Below are 20,183 nucleotides of genomic sequence, written 5' to 3'. Positions count from 1 at the left end.
GCCGCGCTGGCCTATGTCCGGCGTGCGCAGACAAGGGCGAACCGATGGCGAAGATCACCTATATCGAATGGAACGGCACCCGGCACGAGGTCGAGGTCAGGCCCGGCATGACCGTCATGGAAGGGGCGCGCGACAACAACGTGCCCGGCATCGACGCCGACTGCGGCGGGGCGTGCGCCTGCTCGACCTGCCACGTCTATGTCGCACCCGAATGGGTGGACCGCCTGCCCCCGCGCGACCCGATGGAATCGGACATGCTGGACTTTGCCTGGCAGCCCGATGCCGTGCGCTCGCGCCTGACGTGCCAGATCACGGTCACGCCGGCGCTGGACGGCCTGGTCGTGCAGATGCCCGAAAAGCAGATCTGAAACCGCAGGCCGCGTCGCAATCCGTCCGCCGGGGTGTCGCGTGGCAGCCGCGTCGCGGGACGCCCGCAGGGCAAGATGCCGCATCCTCAGCAAGTCCGAGCGTTCCCGATGTCCGACATTGTCCTGACCGTCGCCTGTCCGTCCCGCCGCGGCATCGTGGCCGCCGTCGCCGGCTATCTGGCCCAGAACGGCTGCAACATCACCGATTCGGCCCAGTTCGACGACCGCGACAATGGCCGCTTCTTCATGCGGGTGGGGTTCAGGTCCGAAACCGGCGCCGATGCCGACAGCCTGCGTGCGGGATTTGGCGAGATCGCCGGGACCTACGGGATGGAGTGGGCGTTCTATCCCCCGGGGCACCGGATGCGGGTGCTGGTCATGGTGTCGAACTTCGGCCACTGCCTGAACGACATCCTGTATCGCTGGAGGATCGGCGCCCTGCCGATCGAGATCGTGGGCGTCGTGTCGAACCACATGACCTATCAGAAGGTGGTGGTGAACGCCGACATCCCGTTCCACCACATCCGCGTCACCCCCGCCGCCAAGGCCGAGGCAGAGGCGCGGCTGATGGCGGTGGTCGAGGAATCGGGGGCCGAACTGGTGGTGCTGGCGCGCTATATGCAGGTGCTGTCGGACGCCTTCTGCGACCGCATGGCGGGGCGGATCATCAACATCCACCATTCGTTCCTGCCCAGCTTCAAGGGCGCCAATCCCTACAAGCAGGCGCACGAGCGGGGGGTCAAGCTGATCGGGGCCACGGCGCATTATGTGACCGCAGACCTGGACGAGGGGCCGATCATCGAACAGGACACGACCCGCGTCACCCACGCCCAAAGCCCCGAGGATTACGTCAGCCTGGGCCGTGACGTCGAGGCGCAGGTCCTGTCGCGCGCGATCCACGCCCATATCCACCACCGGGTGTTCCTGAACGGCACCAAGACGGTGGTGTTCCCGGCCAGTCCGGGGGGCCATGCGTCCGAGCGGATGGGCTGAGCGCGTGCGCTAGGTCTGCCGGGGCACCCAGCTCAGCAGCATGTCCACGAAGTCGCTGATCGTCGCCATCATCTCGTGGTCGATGGAGCTGTCGGGGCGCAACCAGACGTCAAGCCGCTCCTCCAGGGCCAGCGCCGTGATCCCGAAGATGAAGCTGCGGGCCATCGCCGCCCGGCGCGTCGTCTGGCCGTGCGTTTCCCCCAGGAACTGACGCACCAGCGGCACAAAGCTGGAATCGTAACGGTGAAACGCCCAGCTTCCCCCGTCCGTCATCAGCAGCCGCGCCGAGACGACGCCATACAGCTCTCGGTTCTTGCGGGCCCAGGCGACATGGGCGGCGCCCAGGGCGATCAGCGCCGCACGGTTGTCGCCAGACGGGGCGGCGGCGACCGCCCGCGACATGGCGTCGGTCAGCTGGATGGCCACATAGTTGCCGACGGCCTCGGACAGGGCGTGGTCGTCGGCAAACAGCGTGTGCAGGACCGCAAGGTCCACCCCGGTCCGCTGCGACAGGGCCGCCACCGTCAGCGCCTGGGTGCGCGCATCCAGCAGGTACTGCACGGCTTCCTTGATCATGCGATCGATCAACGGTTCGCTGTGGGGCATGGCGCTTGCTCCGTCGGCGGGGTTGGGAAGGGCAGCCCCGGCGCAGGGCCGGGGTTCAACCCGTTGATCCTACATTCATGGCGCCTTGACACGGATGCAAGCATCCTTGCTTGCCGGTGCCCCGATCCGGTCCGCCGGTCTAGCCCGCTCAGCCCTCGGCGCGCGACTGGCGCTTGCGCTCGTGCGGGTCCAGGTGGCGCTTGCGCAGCCGCACGATCTTGGGCGTGACCTCGACCAGCTCATCGTCGTCGATATAGGCGATCGCCGCCTCCAGGCTCATCCGCACCGGGGGCGTCAGCCGCACCGCCTCGTCCGTGCCCGAGGCGCGGACGTTGGTCAGCTTCTTGCCCTTCAGCGGGTTCACCTCCAGGTCGTTGTCGCGCGAGTGCTCGCCGATGATCATGCCCTGGTAGACCTGCTCCTGCGCGCCGATGAACAGCTTGCCGCGTTCCTCGAGGTTCCACAGCGCATAGGCGACGGACACGCCGTCCTCCATCGAGATCAGCACGCCCTGCCGGCGGCCCTGGATCGGGCCCTTGTAGGGCACCCAGCCATGAAAGATGCGGTTCAGCACGCCGTTGCCGCGCGTGTCGGTCATGAATTCGCCCTGATAGCCGATCAGCCCGCGCGACGGCACGTGCGCGACGATCCGCGTCTTGCCGTGGCCCGCGGGCCGCATTTCCAGCAGGTCGCCCTTGCGGGTGCCGGTCAGCTTGTCGATGACGACGCCGGTATAGTCGTCATCCACGTCGATGATGACCTCCTCGACCGGTTCGAGCCGCTGGCCGCCCTCGTCGCGGAAGATCACGCGCGGGCGGGAAATCGACAGCTCGAAGCCTTCGCGGCGCATGTTCTCGATCAGCACGCCCATCTGCAACTCGCCCCGGCCGGACACCACGAAGGCGTCCCCGCCCGGCGTGTCCTCGACCTTGATGGCGACGTTCGTTTCCGCCTCGCGCAGCAGCCGCTCGCGGATCACGCGCGACTGCACCTTGGTCCCGTCGCGCCCGGCCAGCGGGCTGTCGTTGATGCCGAAGGTCACGCTGATCGTGGGCGGGTCGATGGGCTTGGCCTGCAGGGGGGCATCGACCTCGGGGGCGCACAGCGTGTCCGCGACGGTCGCCTTGGTCATTCCCGCCAGCGTCACGATGTCGCCGGCCACCGCCTCGTCGATCGTGGTCTGGGTCAGGCCGCGAAAGGCCAGGATCTTGGACACGCGGAACTGCTCGATGCGTTCGCCGTCGTGCGACAGCGCCTTCAGCGTGTCGCCCGCCCGGGCGGTCCCGGCCTCGACCCGGCCGGTCAGGATCCGGCCGATGAACGGGTCCGCGCCCAGCGTGGTCGCCAGCATCCTGAACGGCTCGTCGCGGTGGGCCAGCTGCGCGGGCGGCGGCACGTGGCGCAGCACCAGGTCGAACAGCGCCGACATGTCCTTGCGCGGGCCGTCCAGCGTCTCGTCGGCCCAGCCGCCGATCCCCGAGGCGTAGACATGCGGAAAGTCCAGCTGCTCGTCGGTCGCGCCGAGGTTCGCGAACAGGTCGAAGACCTCGTTCAGCGTCTGGTCCGGCTCGGCCGCGGGCTTGTCCACCTTGTTCAGCACGACGATGGGGCGCAGGCCCAGCGCCAGCGCCTTGGAGGTCACGAACTTGGTCTGCGGCATCGGCCCTTCGGCCGCGTCCACCAGCAGGCACACGCCATCGACCATCGACAGGATGCGTTCCACCTCGCCGCCGAAATCGGCGTGGCCGGGGGTGTCCACGATGTTGATGCGGGTGCCCTTCCATTCGACCGAGGTCGCCTTGGCCAGGATGGTGATGCCGCGTTCGCGTTCGATGTCGTTCGAATCCATCGCGCGTTCGGCGACGGCCTGGTTCTCGCGGAAGCTGCCCGACTGCTTCAGCAGTTGGTCGACCAGTGTTGTCTTGCCATGGTCCACGTGGGCGATGATGGCGATGTTGCGGATGTCCATGACGGCGCCTGTCTGTTCGGGGGTTGGCGCGCACCTATCCGAGTGGTGGGCCAAGCGCCACCCGCAAAAGCCCGCGCGTTCCCCTGTGCCGGCGCGCGCCCTGCAAGGGCGCGGCCCCTCTGTTGCGGCAGCGCCTCAGCGCAGGCCCAGCATCGACAGCACGAACAGCACGACAACGACCAGACCGACGATGTAGATGATGGAGTTCATGGGACAGGGCCTTTCCGCAGCACCGGGCCAGTCCCGGCTGTCAGCAAGCCCAACCCCCGCGCGGCCGCCGGGTTCCGGGCCGGGCCGCCGTCGTGTTCGGGGCCGGGCACGCGCCGTCCCGGTCGGTCCGCAGGCGGGACCCTGTATCGGTCGCCCAGGGGCGGCCCACCCGCACGGGGCTTGCGAGGACAACGTGCGGCTGGACCGCGACCGGCTGGCGTCCTCGAACGCGGCGCGGGTGCGCCGGGTGGTGGAGCTGTGCGACAGGCACGGCCGCCCCGTCGCCACATGGCAGCAGGCGCGCGAGATGCTGGGGCTGCGCGCGGCCTGAAAACCTGCGTGCGGGGCGCGGCAGAGCGGCGGTGCCCTGCACAAGGGGGGCGCGCCGCTTGTGCCCGCCACAGGGTTGCTGCCCACGCGGCGCCAGGTCCGGGGGGCGTTGGCGGGGCAGGGTTGTCCGACGCCCCCTGTTCCGACCGCACCGCACGCGCCGCTTTCGCATCCCGGCGGCAAGGCCGGACCTCAGACAGGCCTGCCCGCCTCGGCCCGGACGAAATCGCTGTGCAGGCGGGCCATTGCACGGCAACCTTGTCCCCGGAGGAGCTTGACCGAGGGGAGGACGGGGATGCTTGATTCGACAGTCTCGCAGCAGGCGCAGGCCCTGCTGGACGCGTTCGGCGCGGCGCTGCAGTCCGGCGACATCGACGCGGCGACGCAGATGTTCGTGACCGACTGCTACTGGCGCGACCTGGTGGCGTTCACCTGGAACCTGCGCACGATGGAGGGGCGCGAGCAGGTGGCCGACATGCTGCGCAGCCAGCTGGACAGCGTGCGTCCGACCGGCTGGCGCCTGGACGAGGCCGAGACCCCGTCCGAGGAGGGCGGCGTCATCACCGCCTGGATCCGGTTCGAAACCGCGGTGGCGCGGGGACAGGGCCTTGTCCGCCTGCGGGACGGCAAGATCTGGACCCTGCTGACCACCATGCAGGAGCTGAAGGGCCACGAGGAGGCGAAGGGCTTTGCCCGTCCCTTGGGCGCCCGGCACGGCGCGGACAGGAACCGCCCCAGCTGGCGCGAGGAGCGCGAGGCCGAGGCGGCCGCGCTGGGGTATGAACGCCAGCCCTATGCCGTCATCATCGGGGGCGGGCAGGGCGGCATCGCGCTGGGGGCGCGGCTGCGTCAGCTGGGGGTGCCCACGATCATCGTGGACAAGCACGACCGCCCCGGCGACCAGTGGCGCAACCGCTACAAGTCGCTGTGCCTGCACGACCCGGTCTGGTACGACCACCTGCCCTATATCAAGTTCCCCGACACCTGGCCGGTCTTTGCGCCCAAGGACAAGATCGCCGACTGGCTTGAGATGTACACCCGGGTCATGGAACTGAACTACTGGACGCGCAGCACCTGCAAGCGCGCCAGCTATGACGAGGCGACGAAGGAATGGACCGTCGTGATCGACCGCGACGGCACCGAGGTCGTGCTGAGGCCGAAACAGCTTGTGCTGGCCACCGGCATGTCGGGCAAGCCGCGCCTGCCGGCGTTTCCCGGCGCCGACAGCTTTGCCGGCGAGCAGCATCATTCGTCCCGGCACCCCGGCCCGGACGCCTATGCCGGGAAAAAGGTCGTCATCATTGGCTCGAACAACTCGGCCCACGACATCGCGGCGGCGCTGTGGGAACACGATGCCGACGTGACCATGGTCCAGCGGTCCACCACCCATATCGTGCGGTCGGAATCGCTGATGGAGATTGGGCTGGGCGCGCTGTATTCCGAACAGGCCGTGCAGAACGGCATGACCACGGAAAAGGCCGACCTGATCTTTGCCTCGCTGCCCTACCGGATCATGCACCAGTGGCAGATCCCTCTGTACGAGCAGATGAAGGAACGCGACGCGGCCTTTTACGAGGGGCTGGAAAAGGCCGGGTTCCGTCTGGACTGGGGCGACGACGGCTCGGGCCTGTTCATGAAATACCTGCGGCGGGGATCGGGCTATTACATCGACGTGGGCGCCAGCCAGCTGATCATCGACGGCAAGATCAAGCTGGCGCAGGGGCAGGTCACCGAGATCGTGCCCGAGGGAGTCCGGCTGGACACGGGCGAGGTTCTGCCCGCGGACCTGATCGTCTATGCCACGGGATACGGGTCGATGAACGGATGGGTCGCGGACTTGATCGGGCAGGACGTGGCCGACAAGGTCGGCAAGGTCTGGGGCCTCGGCTCGGACACGACCAAGGACCCCGGCCCGTGGGAGGGCGAGCAGCGCAACATGTGGAAGCCGACCCAGCAGGAGGCGCTGTGGTTCCACGGCGGCAACCTGCACCAGTCGCGCCATTACTCATCCTATCTGGCGCTGCAGCTGAAGGCCCGGATGGAGGGGCTGGACACGCCCATCTACAAGGTCCAGCCGGTCCACCACCTCAGCTGAACCGCGCGGCCGGCCCGGCGTTCGGCGCGCCGGGCCGCCGCCTGTGCAGGCCCGGCCCAGCCACGCCCGCCTGTGCGCGACCGCGCCCCCGTGCGCTGGGACAGGACGCCCCCAGCGCGCGGCGGGTCACGCCTGCGTCAGAAGATGGCCGTCCTCGGGCGACCAGTGGGCGAACAGGGCCTGGCCGGGCTGGATCGACAGGTCTGCCAGTTCCTCGTGCCCCTTCTGCACGCGGATCTCCTGGCCGTGCTCGGTTTCCAGATAGACGGTCGCCGTGGCGCCCACGAATTCCTCGCCCACGACGCGGACGGGGACGACGTTCGTGCCGTCCGGCGGCGGGGTCCGGCTGAGCCGCATCCTTGTGTCCAGCACCGTCAGCGTGGCCGGTCGGCCCGTGCCCGGCCGGCCCTCGGGGCTGCCCCCGGTCTGGCGCAGCCGGCCGCTGGGGGTGTCCAGCTCGACCCCGTCGGGCAGGATGCGCGACACGGTGCCGTCGAAGATGTTCGACGAGCCGAGGAAGTCGGCGACGAACCGGGTGCGCGGCGCGCGATAGATGTCCTGGGGCGTGCCGATCTGCTCGATCTTGCCGCGGCTCATGATGACGACGCGGTCGGCCATCGAGAACGCCTCGGACTGGCTGTGGGTGACATAGACGAAGGTGATGCCCGTCTGCCGTTGCAGGTTCTTCAGCAGCGACTGCATCCGCACCTTCAGCGCCGCGTCCAGCGCCGACAGCGGCTCGTCCAGCAGCAGGATCTGGGGTTCCACCACCAGCGACCGGGCCAGCGCGACCCGCTGGCGCTGGCCGCCGGACAGCTGCGCGATGTTGCGGTCCGCGAACTCGGCGATCTGCATCCGCTCCAGCCACTGCTCGGCCCGCTGGCGCCGCTCCTCGCGGCCGACGCCCCGCATCTTCAGCGCGAACTCGACGTTCTCGCGCACGTTCAGGAACGGAAACAGCGCAAGGCTCTGCCAGACCATCGGCGTGTCGCGGGCCCAGGTGGGCAGGTCGTTGATGGGCTGGCCCGCCAACCGGATCACGCCCTCGCTGGGCGCCTCGAGGCCTGCCAGCATCCGCAGCGTCGTGGTCTTGCCGCAGCCGCTGGACCCCATGATGGCCAGGAACTCGCCCTTGCGGATGTCCAGGTCCATCCGCTGCACGGCGACAAAGCTGCCAAAGCGCTTGATGACACCGTCGATCGAGACCAGCGTATCGGTTTGCATCGTCACTCCTGTTCGCCCGACGCGCGCCGGGCCGTTGTGTCGCGTCCGGCCAGCAGCACCTGTGCCAGGATCACCAGTGTCATCGAGGTGACGAACACGAAGCTGCCGATGGCGTTGATGCGCGGGCTGACCTGGCCCTGAAGAAAGCCCAGCACCTTGACGGGCAGCGTCTCGTTCAGCCCGGACACGAACCAGGCGATGGCGAATTCGTCGAACGACACGGCCATCGTGATGAACAGCGCCCCCAGGATCGCCGGACGGGTGAAGGGCATGACGACATGGCGCATGGTCTGCCATTCCGACGCGCCCAGGTTCCAGGCGGCGGGTTCCAGCGCCGGGTCCATCTGCGAAAGCCGCAGCCGGACGATGGCCATGGCAAAGGGCGCGCAGATCACGACGTGCGAGATGATGACCGACAGCGCGTTGCCCGACAGGTCCATGCGCGACAGGAAGGCCAGCATCGCCAGACCCATGATGATGACCGGGATCGTCGGCGGCAGCAGCGCCAGCGCCAGATAGACCTGCTTGCCGAAGAACTGATAGCGATAGTCGGTATAGGCCGCGCCGAACCCCAGCGCGGTCGAGATCACGCCCGCGACCACGCCCACCAGCAGGGTGTTGCGCAGCCCCTCCCACACCAGCGGGTCGGCGGCGACGGCCCGGTACCAGTCCAGAGAGAACTGCCCCAGCGGCAGCGACGGGAACCGGTCCGAGTTGAACGAGAACACGAAGCTGGCCAGGATCGGGGCGAAGACAAAGGCATAGGCCGCCACGACATAGGCGCGAAGCGCCCAGTCCACCGCGCGGCTGCGGTTGATGTCCTGCGCGCCGTCATCGCTCATGCGTTGCGTCCCTTGTAGGCAAAGCGGACCGACAGGAAGGCGACCACCATCAGCGTCCCGATCATGGTCAGCGCAATCACGGCCGCCCGCGGCCACTGCTGCCCGGATTTGGTCGTGTCGGTGATCAGGATGGACAGGGTGGTCGGATCACCCCCGCCCAGATAGACGGGGCTCACGAAGTCGCCGAAGCTGAGGATGAAGCAGAACAGCGCCGCGATCACCAGACCCACGCGGGCGGACGGGATGATGACGGCAAAGACCGTCCGCAGACGGCCGCAGCGCAGGTTGTGCGCCGCCTCGATCAGGGTGCGGTCGATGAACACCAGGCTGAACAGCTGCAGCAGCACCACCAGCGGAAAGCTGAGCGTCAGATAGCCGATCATCGTCGCGCCGACGGTGTTCAGCATCCCGTATGGCCCCAAGCCAACCCAGCCGAACAGCACGTTCAGGATGCCCGCGTCCGACAGAAAGATCTGCCAAGAATAGACCCGCACCAAGTAGCTGGTAAAGAACGGGATCACCATCAGAAACACCGCCCAGCGGCGCGCGCGGTCCGACATCTTGAAGGCGATGGCGTACGAACAGGGGAACGCCAGCACGCTGGTCAGCACGGACGCCACTGCCGCCAGTGCAAAGGTCGTCGCATAGGCCTGCCAGAACACCTTGCGGCCGTACATCGTCACCCAGTTCACGGTGTCGAAGTCAGGCCGCATGGCAAAGTTCCTGACCGTCCAGAAGCTGAGCGCGACCAGAAAGCACAGCGGAAAGACGAAGAAGACGAGCTGCCAGATCAGCAGGGGCAGCGAAAAGGTCAGCCCGTACAGGGACAGGTGGCGGCGCATGGATCGCGGCACTCCGGCTGGGGTGGGGCGCGGCCCGGCGCGGGATGCGCCGGACCCGCCGGGGTTAGGCGCCCTTGTAGTCCGACCAGAAGTCGTTCCAGGTTTCCAGGTCCTGCTGGATCGGCAGCTGGCGGAACTGGATCTTGCCCGACCGGATCATGTCCATGACGTTGCTTTGACCGATCACCATGCCCTGGCGCTTGGCCTCGGCGGGGTTTTCGGCGTTCAGCACCTCCCACCCCTTCTGGTTTGGGATCAGCGCGGGATAGGCGGCCATGTTGGCCGATTTCGCCTGGCCCTGGGCCGAGGTGGCGTACTGGATCCATTTCTTCGCAAGGTCGGCCTTGGACGACCCCTTGCCGATGGACCAGCTTTCGGTCCACTGCAGGCCGCCCTCCTCGGGGATGATCGAGCGCACCTTGGCGCCGTTCTTTTCCAGCGTGCCGGTGATCCAGTCGCCGATCCCGGCAAAGGCCAGCATCTGCCCGTCGTTCAGCGACGAGAAGGTGCCGCCGTAATCGAAGAACCCGCCAACCTGCGGGCGCAGCGTCATGGTCTTGTCCTTCACGGCCTCCCACGCGGCCTCGTCGATGTCATAGGGGATCGGGTTGCCGTTCAGCAGGCTGATCTGGCCCAGGTTCGGCAGGTGCCAGTCGAAGTGCCCGACCTTGCCGGTCAGCTTGGGGTCCCAGAACACGTTGTAGGTGGACGCCTCGGCCTCGGTCAGGGCGTCGGTGTTGTAGGCGACGCCCAGAAAGCCGAAGCGCGCCATGACCGAGAACAGCTTTCCGTCCAGCCAGTGGCCGGGGAACTGCTGGAACTCGGGGAAATACTCGTCAAAATGATAGTCGGCCGGGTCAAGCTCGTCGATATAGCCGGCGGCGTTCAGCTGCTGGACGTATTCGGCGTCGGACAGGATGATGTCGAACGTGCCGGGCGGCGACTGCGAGATCAGCCCCAGCATGTTATCGCCGCCGGTATAGTACTTGGGCACGAACTTGACGTTGTTCTGGGCCTCGAACTCGGCGACCATGTCAGGCTCGGCGTGGCCGTACCAGGCCAGCATCGTCAGCTCGGTCGCGGCCGCAAAGGCGCGGCGCGACAGCATCGGCGTGGCCAGCGCGGCGGCGCCCGTTGCCAGAACGGAACGCCGGGTTAGTCCTGTCAGCGGGGAACGAAGGTGCGCCATGGCGGTTGACCTGTCCTGTTGGTGGCGGGCTTTGTCATTGCCCCGACGCTAGGGGATCGCGCGGACCCCGCAAAATCCGTTCTTGAAATCGGATCATTTGCCGCCGTTATCTGCCTGCGGACGCATCAGCCGGGCAGGGGCCTGACGCCCGAGCCGACGGTTTCGATTCCCGCCACCATGTCGCTGACCAGCTGCAGGCCCGGCGCAGACAGCCTGGGGTGCTTGTAGAGCAGGCCGATGCGCAGCGGCTCGAGGCTGGGAAAGCCCTCGTCCTCGCGCAGCGTGCGCATGCCGGGCAGCATGGTGGCGTGGGTCAGCGCGGTGACGCACAGCCCGTTCAGCACCGCGTTCTGCAGTCCCGAGATGCCGGGCCCCGTGTACACGATCCGCCAGCGCCGCTCGACCGAATCCAGTGCCGACAGCATCCGCCCGCGATAATCGCAGCCCTCGGGGTGGGCGCCCAAGGGGACGGGCCGGCCGGGAGGCGCGCGAAAGTCCTCGGCCGCCGCCCAGATCGGCTGCTCGGTCCAGCTGCGCGAGAGATAAGGCATCCGCGGCGTGGGGATCGTCGCCACGATGATGTCCAGTCCGTCGGACCGCAGCTGCTGGTGCAGCTCGCGGCTGAGATCGCAGTGGATCTCCAGGTCGACCTCGGGGTGGTCGTGGATGAAGGCGGTGAGCGTCTTTTGCAGGAACGCCACGGCGTAATCGGTGGGCAGGCCGATCCGCAGCACGCCCGCCACGGCGGTGCGATGGAAATGGCCCACCGCCTCGTCATTGACGCGCAGGATCTCGCGCGCATAGCTCAGCAGCGCCTCGCCGTCGGGGGTGGGCAGGATGGCGCGCCCCTCGTGCATCAGCAGGGGCGCGCGGACCAGCTCCTCCAGTCGCCGGATCTGCAGCGAGATGGCGGGCTGGCTGCGGCCCAGCACCGCGCCGGCCTTGGAATGTCCCCCCAACTCGACCACGGCGATAAAGGTGCGCAGCAGGTCGGTGGGCAGATTCGTGATCAGGGCCATGGATTTGTCCTGCCAATGTCGGGATTGGCACAACCTATTTTCCGCGGGCCGCTGCGGCAACGTAGATTTGCCCGGTACTCAGTTTGCCCGACACTCATCAAGCATCGGAATGCCATGGAACGGACCACCGCCTTCGCCTCGGAAATGACCTGGCCCGACTATGACGCGGCAGTCCGCGACGGGCGGACCCCGATCCTGATCCCGATCGGGTCGATGGAGCAGCATGGCCATCACATGCCGCTGCACGTGGACGTGCTGCTGCCGACAGAGTTCGCGCGCCGCGTGGCCGAACAGACGGGCGCGCTGGTCGCGCCGCCCTTCACCTATGGCTACAAGTCGCACCAGAAATCGGGCGGCGGCAACCACCTGCCGGGCACGACAAGCCTGGACGGCGCGACGCTGGTGGCCGCGCTGCGCGACGTGATCCGCGAGTTCGCCCGCCACGGCGTCCGCCGGATCTGCCTTGTGAACGGGCATTACGAGAACTCGTGGTTCATCATCGAGGGGATCGACCTCGCCCTGCGCGAACTGCGCTGGGACGGGATCACCGACATGAAGATCGTGGTGCTGTCCTATTGGGATTTCGTGGACAAGGCCACGATCGGGCGGCTTTACCCCAACGGCTTTCCGGGATGGGAGCTTGAGCACGGCGGGGTTCTGGAAACCTCGCTGATGCTGGCGCTGCATCCCGGGCTGGTCCACCTGGACCGCGCGCTGGACGTGGCCCCGGCCCGCTTTCCCCCCTATGACGTCTATCCGGTCAGGCCCGAGTGGACGCCCTGCTCGGGCACGCTGTCCTCGCCCAAGGAGGCGTCGGCCGAAAAGGGCGAGATCCTGCTTGAGGTCTGCACCACTGGCATCGTGGCCGCGCTGAGGGCCGAGTTCGGCTGAACCCCCGGTCCGGTCCAGCGGAAAGGCCCGGCATCGCCGGGCCTTTCCGTTTTCGGGGCGGGGTCAGTTGCGGATGACGTTGTGTTCGGGGCCGAAGGGGAAGCCGGTGATGTTCTCGGCCCCGTCCTCGGCCACGATCAGGATGTCATGCTCGCGATAGCCGCCGGCGCCGGGAACGCCCTCGGGCAGCATCACCATCGGCTCCATCGACACGACCATGCCGGGCTGCAATTCCGTCTCGATGTCCTCGCGCAGTTCCACGCCAGCCTCGCGGCCGTAATAATGCGACAGCACGCCGAAGCTGTGGCCATAGCCGAAGCTGCGGTATTTCAGCAGGTCCCACTGGCGGTACATGTCGTTCAGTTCCAGCGCGATCTCGTTGCACTTCGCGCCCGGCCTGATCAGCTCCAGCCCGCGGCGATGCACGGCCACGTTCTTTTCCCAGATATCCAGGCTGGCGTCGTCCACGTGGTCGCAGAACATCGTGCGTTCCAGCGCGGTGTAATAGCCGAAGATCATCGGAAAGCAGTTCAGCGACAGGATCTCGCCCGACTGGATCGTCTTGTTGGTCACCGGGTTGTGCGCGCCGTCGGTGTTGAGGCCCGACTGGAACCAGGTCCAGGTGTCCATCAGCTCCACAAAGGGAAAGCCTGCCGCGATCTCGCGGATCATGGCGTTGGTCGAGGCGATGGCGACCTCGTGTTCCGGCACGCCCGCCTTGACCGCCGCCGCCACCGCCGCGCCGCCCACGTCGCAGATGCGCGCGCCCTCGCGGATCAGTGTGTGCTCCTCGGCCGACTTGATGGACCGCATCCACATCGAGGGCTGGGCCACGTCCACGAACTCGACCCCCGGCAGCGCCGCCTCAAGCTGGCGGCGGAAGTCCAGCGAGACGTGGTCGAACTCGATCCCCAGCCGCTTGACGCCCGGCGTCAGCTGGCGCACCGCGCGGAAATAGTTGTCGCGGCGCCAGTCGGTATAGGTGATGTTGTCGCCGAAGCTGCGCCGCCAGGGCTGGCCGCCGTCGATCCCCGCCGAGACGGTCGTGGCGTTGTCCTGCGTGATGACCATGCCGTATTTCCGGCCGAAATAGCAGTAGAGCCAGCCGGAATAGTAGTTGATGCAGTGAAACGAGGTGAACAGCGCGGCATCGACGTCGTTCCGGGCCATCCAGCCGCGCACGTCGTCCTGGCGCCGCGTCATCTCGGCGTCCGAAAACGGCGAGAATGCCTTGTCGCCGTTGTGCCATTCCATCACGTGCAGCATGTCGTCAGTCATCGGCTGTCCTTCCGGGCAAACAGGGGTGTTGGCGCACGCTATCGCCCGGACCGGCGGCGCCAAAATGAGTTCTGGAAATGACGTCATTAGGGCCGCTGGGGTCAGGGTGGCGCAGGCGGGCGGTGGTCGAGCGGGTCTCGCAGAGGATCGAGCAGTCGGGCGCCGCACCCTGCGGCCTGACCACCGGCTGGGTGTCGTGGATGCAGGCCGCTGGGCGACGGGCTGCGGCTGGCGGCGGATGCGGGGGCGATCCAGCTGTTCGACGGCGCAAGCGGCGCCCGGATCATCTGACGGCCGCCGCGCCTCAGGCCCGGCGCCACACCGCGTCGGCGGCGATCTGCGGATCGGCGCTGACCGCGCCCAGATCCGCCAGCGCGACCAGATGCGCCAGCACGTTGCGGGTCGCCGCCGGCAGCAGGGCGGGGGCGATGTCGTAGATGCGCGCCGCAAGGTCCGCGGCCCGCCCCGGCCCGCGGTCCAGCGCGGCCAGGATCTGCGCGGTGCGGGCGCGCCGGTGCGCGGCCAGGTCCGCCAGCCGGGCGGCCGGGTCGCGGACCGCCCCGCCATGGGCGGGCAGCAGCGTCCGCGCCCCGCGCGCCCACAGCCGGTCCAGCGCGCGCAGGTAATCCGCCACGTCCCCGTCCGGCGGAGAGATCAGCGTCGTCGTCCAGTCCATCACCACGTCCCCGCACAGGATGCGGTCGCCCAGCGCGAACGACAGGTGGCAGCCCATGTGGCCGGGCGTGTGCAGCGCCTCGATCCGCCATTCGTCACTCTCGACCACCGCCCCGTCGGACAGGCTGACGTCGGGGCGAAACCCGTGGTCGATGCCCTCGGTCGAGGCAAGCTGCCCGCTGGCCGCAAGCCGGTCCATCATCGGCGACCGTCCCGCGTCCGGCGCGCCGAAGGCCAGCACCGGCGCACCCGTGGCGGCCGCCAGCCGCGGCACGGCGCCCGAATGGTCCAGGTGCGGATGCGTGACCAGGATATGGGTGATCCGCCCGGCGCCCGCCGCGGCCAGGATCGCCTCGACATGGCCCGGCAGGTCGGGGCCGGGATCGACGACGGCGACCGAGCCGCGTCCGATCAGGAAGCTGTTGGTCCCCGGCCCGGTCAGGGGCGAGGGGTTCGCGGCCGTCACGACGCGGACGGGGATTTCGGTCATCGTGCCTTGCCCTGCGGCGCGGAGTGCGCGCGCGCCTTGGCGGGCAGGAAACAGCCTTGCCGCGGCGGGCGCAAGCGGCAGCCGGCCCGGGCCGGGGGCCTTTCGCGCGGGCGCACCCGGCGCTAGGCTGCGGCCATGAGGTCGGCATGAACTTCGCGTGGCTCAAGCGCCTGATGCCGGGCGGGCTTTACGGCCGCGCCGCGCTGATCCTGTTTCTGCCGGTGGTCGTCGTCACGCTGGTCGTGGGCGTCATGTTCCTGCAGCGCCACTTCGAGGACGTGACCCGGCAGATGACCGCAACCGCCGCGGCCGAGCTGGCGCTGGTCGGGGATCGCGTCACCGCCGCGCCCGACGACGCCGCGGCGCAGGCGGCGGGGCAGGCGATCGCGGGCCCGCTTGGCCTGACCCTGCATCTGCCCCCGCCGCCGGGGCTGGCCGACCGGCGGGTCTTTTACGACCTGTCGGGGCGCGTGGTGATCGCCGAGCTGCACGACAGGGTTCCGGGCCTGCGCGCCGTCGACCTGTCGGACCTGCGCCGCGTCGTGGTCGCGGTGGACGGGCCGCGCCCGTTTGCGCTGGCGTTCCCACGGACCCGGCTGACCCCCTCGAACCCGCACCAGCTGCTGGTGATGATGGTGGTGACCTCGGCGCTGATGACGGCGATCGCCACGGTGTTCCTGCGCAACCAGCTGCGACCGATCCGCCGGCTGGCCGTCGCCGCCGAGGCGTACGGACGCGGCCGGGTGGAACCCTATCGCCCGGCCGGCGCCGTCGAGGTCCGCAGCGCCGGCACCGCGTTCCTGGACATGCGCAACCGGATCGAGCGGCAGAACGAGCAGCGCAAGCTGATGCTGTCGGGGATCAGCCACGACCTGCGCACGCCCCTGACGCGGCTGCGGCTGGGGCTGTCCATGCTGTCGCCCGACCTGCCGCCCGAGCCGGACGAGATCCGCGACATGGAACGCGACGTGGCCGAGATGGGCGCGATGATCGACGCCTTCCTGGAACACGCCAGCGATGCCGCGCAGGACACCCCGTCCGAGGCGCAGGCGGCGATCCCCTTCGTCCAGTGCGTCGTGGCCGACGCGCAGCGCGGCGGCCAGGCCGTGTCGCTGGGGCAGGTCGAGGGCGAGGGCCAGGCGCATTTCAGCCCGCCCGCCCTGCGCCGGGCCGTCGAGAACCTGATCGGCAACGCCGTGCGCCACGGCTCGCGGGCCGAGGTGGACGCGGTGCTGACCCCGCGCAGCTTTCGCATCTCGGTCGAGGATGACGGGCCGGGCATCCCCGCGGCGCGCCGCGACGATGCGCTGCGCCCGTTCGTGCGGCTGGACGCGGCGCGCAACCAGGACCGCGGGCAGGGGGCCGGGCTGGGGCTGGCGATCGCCGCCGACATCGCGCGCGCGCACGGCGGGCAGCTGCGGCTGAGCGATGGCGATCGCCTGGGCGGGCTGCGCGCCGAGATCGTGATCCCCCGCTGAAGATCGATCCAACACGATGTATTGTGTGAACATCGTGCGAACCCCGGACCATTGCAGCACGGCATCGGGGCACCTAGATTGGCTGCAAGCAGGGACGATGCGCTGCCCGCGTGTGGGGGCCGTCGGTTCCGGGCAAGAAAGGAACTCAGATGACCGAAACATACACCAGCACCCATCCGGTCCTGCCGCTGCGCGACATCGTGGTGTTCCCGCACATGATCGTTCCGCTGTTCGTCGGCCGCGAAAAGTCGGTGCGTGCGCTTGAGGCGGTGATGGAGCAGGATCGCCCGATCCTGCTGGCCGCCCAGCGCGATGCGTCCATCGACGAGCCCGCGACCGACGGCATCTTCTCGACCGGCGTTCTGGCGAACGTGCTGCAACTGCTGAAACTGCCCGACGGGACCGTCAAGGTGCTGGTCGAGGGGCAGTCGCGCGTCCGCATCACCGGATTCGCCGACAACGACGAGTATTTCGAGGCGTCGGTCGAGCCCCTGGCCGAAACCGGCGGCGAGGCCGAGGCTTCGGTCGCGATGGTCCGCGCCGTCGCCGAAGAGTTCGAGCGCTACATCAAGATCCGCAAGAACATCCCCGAGGAGGCCGTCTCGTCGGTGGCCGAGGCGCGCGACCCCGCCCGGCTGGCCGATCTGGTGTCGGGCCACCTGGGCATCGACATCCTGAAAAAGCAGGACCTGCTCGAGACGCTGGACGTCGCCCAGCGGCTGGAGAAGGTCTATGGGCTGATGCAGGGCGAGATGTCGGTCTTGCAGGTCGAGAAGAAGATCAAGAGCCGCGTCAAGAACCAGATGGAGAAGACGCAGCGCGAATATTACCTGAACGAGCAGATGAAGGCGATCCAGCGCGAGCTGGGCGACGGCGAGGATGGCCAGAACGAGCTGGCCGAGCTGGAGCAGAAGATCGCCGCCACCAAGTTCAGCAAGGAAGCCCGCGAAAAGGCCGAGGGCGAGCTGAAGAAGCTGAAGTCGATGTCGCCGATGTCGGCCGAGGCGACGGTCAGCCGCAACTACCTCGACTGGCTGCTGTCGCTGCCGTGGGGCGTGAAGTCGCGCACCAAGCGCGACCTTGTCGCCGCCGAGAAGATCCTGGACGCCGACCACTATGGCCTTGAAAAGGTCAAGGAGCGGATCGTCGAGTATCTGGCCGTGCAGACCCGCAGCGACAAGCTGAAGGGACCGATCCTGTGCCTCGTCGGCCCCCCCGGCGTCGGCAAGACCTCGCTGGGCAAGTCGGTCGCGCGTGCCACGGGACGTGAATTCATCCGCATCAGCCTTGGCGGCGTGCGCGACGAATCCGAGATCCGGGGCCACCGGCGGACCTATATCGGGTCGATGCCCGGCAAGATCATCCAGGCGCTGAAGAAGGCCAAGACCACGAACCCGCTGATCCTGCTCGACGAGATCGACAAGATGGGACAGGACTTCCGGGGCGACCCGGCGTCGGCGATGCTCGAGGTGCTGGACCCGGAACAGAACGCGACCTTCGTGGACCACTATCTCGAGGTGGAATACGACCTGTCGAACGTGATGTTCCTGACCACCGCCAACAGCTACAACATGCCGGGGCCGCTGCTGGACCGAATGGAGATCATCCCGCTGGCCGGCTACACCGAGGACGAGAAGCGCGAGATCGCCAAGGGCCACCTGCTGCCCAAGCAGATCAAGGCCAACGGCCTTCGCAAGGGCGAGTTCTCGGTCACGGACGAGGCGCTGACCCATGTCATCCGCTATTACACGCGGGAGGCCGGGGTGCGGAACCTCGAGCGCGAGATCGCCAAGCTGGCCCGCAAGGCGGTGACCGAGATCCTGAAGGGTCGCGCGACCTCGGTCGTGGTCACGCCCGAGAAGGCCGAGGAGTACCTGGGGGTCCGCCGGCATCGTTACGGTCTGGCCGAACAGGACGATCAGGTCGGCGTGGTGACGGGCCTGGCCTGGACGCAGACGGGCGGCGATCTGTTGCAGATCGAGGCGCTGAAGCTGCCGGGCAAGGGCGTGATGAAGACGACGGGCAAGCTGGGCGACGTCATGAAGGAATCCATCGACGCCGCCGCCAGCTTTGTGCGCTCGGTCGCGCCGGAACTGGGGATCGAGCCGCCGCAGTTTTCCAAGCGCGACATCCACGTCCACGTCCCCGAGGGTGCGACCCCCAAGGATGGTCCGTCCGCGGGTCTGGCGATGGTCACCTCGGTCGTCAGCGTGATGACCGGCATCCCCGTCCGCAAGGACGTCGCGATGACCGGAGAGGTCACGCTGCGCGGCAACGCGCTGGCGATCGGCGGGCTGAAGGAGAAGCTGCTGGCCGCGCTGCGCGGCGGCATCAAGACGGTGCTGATCCCGCAGGAAAACGCCAAGGACCTGGCCGACATCCCCGCCAACGTGAAGGAGGGGCTGACGATCATCCCGGTGTCGAACGTCCGCGAGGTGCTGCGCCATGCCCTGGTCCGCATGCCCGAGCCGATGGACTGGGACGAGGCGGCCTATGAGGCGGCCGAGGCCACCCGGCTTGCCGGGCTGCGCGAGGGTGGCGCGGGCGGCGTGTCGCTTGCCCACTGAGGCCGGCACGGGCCGGATGAAAAGGGAAGGGGGCGTCGCATCCGCGGCGCCCCTTTTTTTGCGGCGGGCGCAGCAAGCAGGCTTGACCGCGGGGCGCGGGCCGGCCCATCAGGGCACGGACGGATCACACCCGCAGATTGCAGAGGTTCAGCATGAAAGACGTCGAGCGCCGGCCCCGTGACGCAGGCGAGGACGAGGCAATGCCGTTCCCTGCCAGACAGGCCAACGCCCCCGGTGCGGGCCAGGGGGATCGGGGCACGTCCCGCGACGCCGAGGGCGAGGCTGGCGCGGCCCCCACCCTGCAAAAGCAAGCGCTGCTGGACAAGCTGTGCGCCGAAACGGGGCAGCCGCGCGCCCAGGTGCGGGCGCTGACCGATGCCCTTCTGGCCGAACTGGGCCGCGCCCTGTCCTGCGGAGAGGATCTGGTCCTGCCCCCGCTGGGCAAGGTCCGCGTCAGCCGCCAACGCACCGGCAAGGGCGGCGAGGTGATCGTCATGCGGCTGCGCCGTCCGGGTGCGGGCGATCCCGCGGCGGCCGGTGTGGCAGAACCGGACGGGGCCCGCGACCACGACTGACCTGCCGATCACCCCTTGCGGGATGCCGTGGCAGCGGCTATCTAGCCGTCCACCGGGTGATTAGCTCAGCGGTAGAGCGCTTCGTTCACATCGAAGATGTCAGCGGTTCAAATCCGTTATCACCCACCATCATTCCGGGCCGCCCTGTCACGCAGGGCGGCCCTTTCCGTCCGGTGGGTTGACGTTGCCCGACGCGGCAGGTGTTCTGACCGCCCCAGCAGAAAGGACCGCCGTGCCAACTGTCATCAGGATGCCCGCCCCGTGCCGCCGCGCGATCGCGCTTGCCGCGCTGCTTGCCCTGGCGGGCTGCATCGAGGGGGCGGCGTCGACACGTGCCCCGGCCAAAGCCGGCGCGGTCGCCTGCTCGCCGCGTGAGTGGACGACGCTGGTGGGCACCCCTGCTGCGGCCGCCAGGCTGCCGCAGGGCCTGAACCACCGCATCCTGAAAAGCGGCGCGATGGTTCTGGATGACTATCAGGACGACCGGCTGAACATCGTGACGGATGCCAGGGGCACGGTGATCTCGGTCAGCTGCGGCTGAC

17 protein-coding genes, 1 tRNA gene and 1 pseudogene are annotated in these 20,183 nt (G+C 68.4%); 10 read left to right on the top strand and 9 right to left on the bottom strand.

Features of this window, described 5'->3' with window-relative positions; all coding sequences use genetic code 11:
- The first annotated feature begins 44 nt into the window (after positions 1-44).
- A complete protein-coding gene (locus DPQ23_RS09790) occupies positions 45-368 on the top strand; it encodes a 2Fe-2S iron-sulfur cluster-binding protein (RefSeq protein ID WP_112874518.1) in 324 nt (107 codons plus the stop codon).
- A gap of 108 nt (positions 369-476) precedes the next feature.
- The gene (gene purU / locus DPQ23_RS09785; protein ID WP_112874517.1) at positions 477-1,361 is read left to right on the top strand and encodes a formyltetrahydrofolate deformylase; all 885 of its coding nucleotides are present in this window, start codon (positions 477-479) and stop codon (positions 1,359-1,361) included.
- 9 nt (positions 1,362-1,370) lie between these two features.
- Here purU and DPQ23_RS09780 read toward each other — a convergent pair whose 3' ends face one another.
- Positions 1,371-1,967 carry a hypothetical protein gene (locus DPQ23_RS09780; RefSeq protein WP_112874516.1) on the bottom strand — a complete coding sequence of 199 codons (597 nt, stop codon included), beginning with the start codon at positions 1,965-1,967 and terminating at the stop codon, positions 1,371-1,373.
- A 148-nt stretch (positions 1,968-2,115) separates the two neighbouring features.
- On the bottom strand, positions 2,116-3,936 hold the full coding sequence (gene typA, locus DPQ23_RS09775) for a translational GTPase TypA (protein ID WP_112874515.1): 1,821 nt from the start codon (positions 3,934-3,936) through the stop codon (positions 2,116-2,118).
- A gap of 368 nt (positions 3,937-4,304) precedes the next feature.
- Between typA and DPQ23_RS09770 the strand changes: the two are divergent.
- Together DPQ23_RS09770 and DPQ23_RS09765 are read left to right on the top strand one after the other, a co-directional pair.
- A pseudogene (locus DPQ23_RS09770) lies at positions 4,305-4,477 on the top strand (3-keto-5-aminohexanoate cleavage protein); the annotation flags it as partial.
- 294 nt (positions 4,478-4,771) lie between these two features.
- Entirely contained in the window at positions 4,772-6,571 is a 1,800-nt protein-coding gene (locus tag DPQ23_RS09765; protein WP_112874514.1) for an NAD(P)/FAD-dependent oxidoreductase, read from the top strand.
- 126 nt (positions 6,572-6,697) lie between these two features.
- Here the strand turns inward: DPQ23_RS09765 and DPQ23_RS09760 are convergent, their stop codons facing one another.
- The 5 genes from DPQ23_RS09760 to DPQ23_RS09740 form a co-directional block, all read right to left on the bottom strand.
- Positions 6,698-7,795: an ABC transporter ATP-binding protein gene (locus DPQ23_RS09760; RefSeq protein ID WP_112874513.1), complete on the bottom strand. Its 1,098-nt coding sequence runs from the start codon at positions 7,793-7,795 to the stop codon at positions 6,698-6,700.
- 2 nt (positions 7,796-7,797) lie between these two features.
- Entirely contained in the window at positions 7,798-8,637 is an 840-nt protein-coding gene (locus DPQ23_RS09755; protein WP_112874512.1) for an ABC transporter permease, read from the bottom strand.
- Positions 8,634-9,479, bottom strand: coding sequence for an ABC transporter permease (locus tag DPQ23_RS09750; protein WP_112874511.1), 846 nt, complete (start codon positions 9,477-9,479; stop codon positions 8,634-8,636). The genes DPQ23_RS09755 and DPQ23_RS09750 overlap by 4 nt, the downstream gene beginning before the upstream one ends.
- 64 nt (positions 9,480-9,543) lie before the next feature.
- A complete protein-coding gene (locus DPQ23_RS09745) occupies positions 9,544-10,668 on the bottom strand; it encodes a polyamine ABC transporter substrate-binding protein (protein WP_112874510.1) in 1,125 nt (374 codons plus the stop codon).
- Positions 10,669-10,793: 125 nt separating this feature from the next.
- The gene (locus tag DPQ23_RS09740) at positions 10,794-11,687 is read right to left on the bottom strand and encodes a LysR substrate-binding domain-containing protein (RefSeq protein ID WP_112874509.1); all 894 of its coding nucleotides are present in this window, start codon (positions 11,685-11,687) and stop codon (positions 10,794-10,796) included.
- 114 nt (positions 11,688-11,801) lie between these two features.
- Between DPQ23_RS09740 and DPQ23_RS09735 the strand changes: the two genes are divergently transcribed.
- Positions 11,802-12,578 carry a creatininase gene (locus tag DPQ23_RS09735; RefSeq protein WP_112874508.1) on the top strand — a complete coding sequence of 259 codons (777 nt, stop codon included), beginning with the start codon at positions 11,802-11,804 and terminating at the stop codon, positions 12,576-12,578.
- A gap of 63 nt (positions 12,579-12,641) precedes the next feature.
- Here DPQ23_RS09735 and DPQ23_RS09730 read toward each other — a convergent pair whose 3' ends face one another.
- Positions 12,642-13,856: a M24 family metallopeptidase gene (locus tag DPQ23_RS09730; protein WP_112874507.1), complete on the bottom strand. Its 1,215-nt coding sequence runs from the start codon at positions 13,854-13,856 to the stop codon at positions 12,642-12,644.
- A 304-nt stretch (positions 13,857-14,160) separates the two neighbouring features.
- Complete coding sequence (locus tag DPQ23_RS09725; RefSeq protein WP_112874506.1) at positions 14,161-15,021, bottom strand: MBL fold metallo-hydrolase; 861 nt, start codon at positions 15,019-15,021, stop codon at positions 14,161-14,163.
- A 146-nt stretch (positions 15,022-15,167) separates the two neighbouring features.
- Here DPQ23_RS09725 and DPQ23_RS09720 point away from each other — a divergent pair, with 146 nt between their 5' ends.
- The 5 genes from DPQ23_RS09720 to DPQ23_RS09700 all read left to right on the top strand — a co-directional run bounded on the left by DPQ23_RS09720 (position 15,168) and on the right by DPQ23_RS09700 (position 20,182).
- Positions 15,168-16,499 carry an ATP-binding protein gene (locus DPQ23_RS09720; protein ID WP_112874505.1) on the top strand — a complete coding sequence of 444 codons (1,332 nt, stop codon included), beginning with the start codon at positions 15,168-15,170 and terminating at the stop codon, positions 16,497-16,499.
- A gap of 149 nt (positions 16,500-16,648) precedes the next feature.
- A complete protein-coding gene (gene lon, locus DPQ23_RS09715; RefSeq protein ID WP_112874504.1) occupies positions 16,649-19,066 on the top strand; it encodes an endopeptidase La in 2,418 nt (805 codons plus the stop codon).
- A gap of 152 nt (positions 19,067-19,218) precedes the next feature.
- Positions 19,219-19,641 carry an HU family DNA-binding protein gene (locus tag DPQ23_RS09710; protein ID WP_112874503.1) on the top strand — a complete coding sequence of 141 codons (423 nt, stop codon included), beginning with the start codon at positions 19,219-19,221 and terminating at the stop codon, positions 19,639-19,641.
- A 54-nt stretch (positions 19,642-19,695) separates the two neighbouring features.
- Positions 19,696-19,770 (top strand) — tRNA-Val (locus DPQ23_RS09705).
- A gap of 103 nt (positions 19,771-19,873) precedes the next feature.
- Positions 19,874-20,182 (top strand): I78 family peptidase inhibitor, encoded by a 309-nt coding sequence (locus tag DPQ23_RS09700; protein WP_162630712.1) that lies wholly within the window; start codon positions 19,874-19,876, stop codon positions 20,180-20,182.
- The last annotated feature ends 1 nt before the right edge of the window (position 20,183 follow it).

It is taken from the genome of Paracoccus endophyticus, from assembly GCF_003286075.1.
Taxonomy (GTDB): Bacteria; Pseudomonadota; Alphaproteobacteria; order Rhodobacterales; family Rhodobacteraceae; genus Paracoccus; species Paracoccus endophyticus.
This window is presented reverse-complemented; position numbering and strand designations above follow the sequence as displayed.

Bases quoted from the DNA above. Each gene is read 5' to 3' on its own strand.
- DPQ23_RS09780 (WP_112874516.1), bottom strand. From the start codon at position 1,967: ATGCCCCACAGCGAACCGTTGATCGATCGCATGATCAAGGAAGCCGTG.
- DPQ23_RS09760 (WP_112874513.1), bottom strand. From the start codon at position 7,795: ATGCAAACCGATACGCTGGTCTCGATCGACGGTGTCATCAAGCGCTTT.
- DPQ23_RS09790 (WP_112874518.1), top strand. From the start codon at position 45: ATGGCGAAGATCACCTATATCGAATGGAACGGCACCCGGCACGAGGTC.
- DPQ23_RS09765 (WP_112874514.1), top strand. From the start codon at position 4,772: ATGCTTGATTCGACAGTCTCGCAGCAGGCGCAGGCCCTGCTGGACGCG.
- typA (WP_112874515.1), bottom strand. From the start codon at position 3,936: ATGGACATCCGCAACATCGCCATCATCGCCCACGTGGACCATGGCAAG.
- lon (WP_112874504.1), top strand. From the start codon at position 16,649: ATGACCGAAACATACACCAGCACCCATCCGGTCCTGCCGCTGCGCGAC.
- DPQ23_RS09740 (WP_112874509.1), bottom strand. From the start codon at position 11,687: ATGGCCCTGATCACGAATCTGCCCACCGACCTGCTGCGCACCTTTATC.
- DPQ23_RS09755 (WP_112874512.1), bottom strand. From the start codon at position 8,637: ATGAGCGATGACGGCGCGCAGGACATCAACCGCAGCCGCGCGGTGGAC.
- DPQ23_RS09735 (WP_112874508.1), top strand. From the start codon at position 11,802: ATGGAACGGACCACCGCCTTCGCCTCGGAAATGACCTGGCCCGACTAT.
- DPQ23_RS09745 (WP_112874510.1), bottom strand. From the start codon at position 10,668: ATGGCGCACCTTCGTTCCCCGCTGACAGGACTAACCCGGCGTTCCGTT.
- DPQ23_RS09710 (WP_112874503.1), top strand. From the start codon at position 19,219: ATGAAAGACGTCGAGCGCCGGCCCCGTGACGCAGGCGAGGACGAGGCA.
- DPQ23_RS09725 (WP_112874506.1), bottom strand. From the start codon at position 15,021: ATGACCGAAATCCCCGTCCGCGTCGTGACGGCCGCGAACCCCTCGCCC.
- purU (WP_112874517.1), top strand. From the start codon at position 477: ATGTCCGACATTGTCCTGACCGTCGCCTGTCCGTCCCGCCGCGGCATC.
- DPQ23_RS09730 (WP_112874507.1), bottom strand. From the start codon at position 13,856: ATGACTGACGACATGCTGCACGTGATGGAATGGCACAACGGCGACAAG.
- DPQ23_RS09750 (WP_112874511.1), bottom strand. From the start codon at position 9,479: ATGCGCCGCCACCTGTCCCTGTACGGGCTGACCTTTTCGCTGCCCCTG.
- DPQ23_RS09720 (WP_112874505.1), top strand. From the start codon at position 15,168: ATGAACTTCGCGTGGCTCAAGCGCCTGATGCCGGGCGGGCTTTACGGC.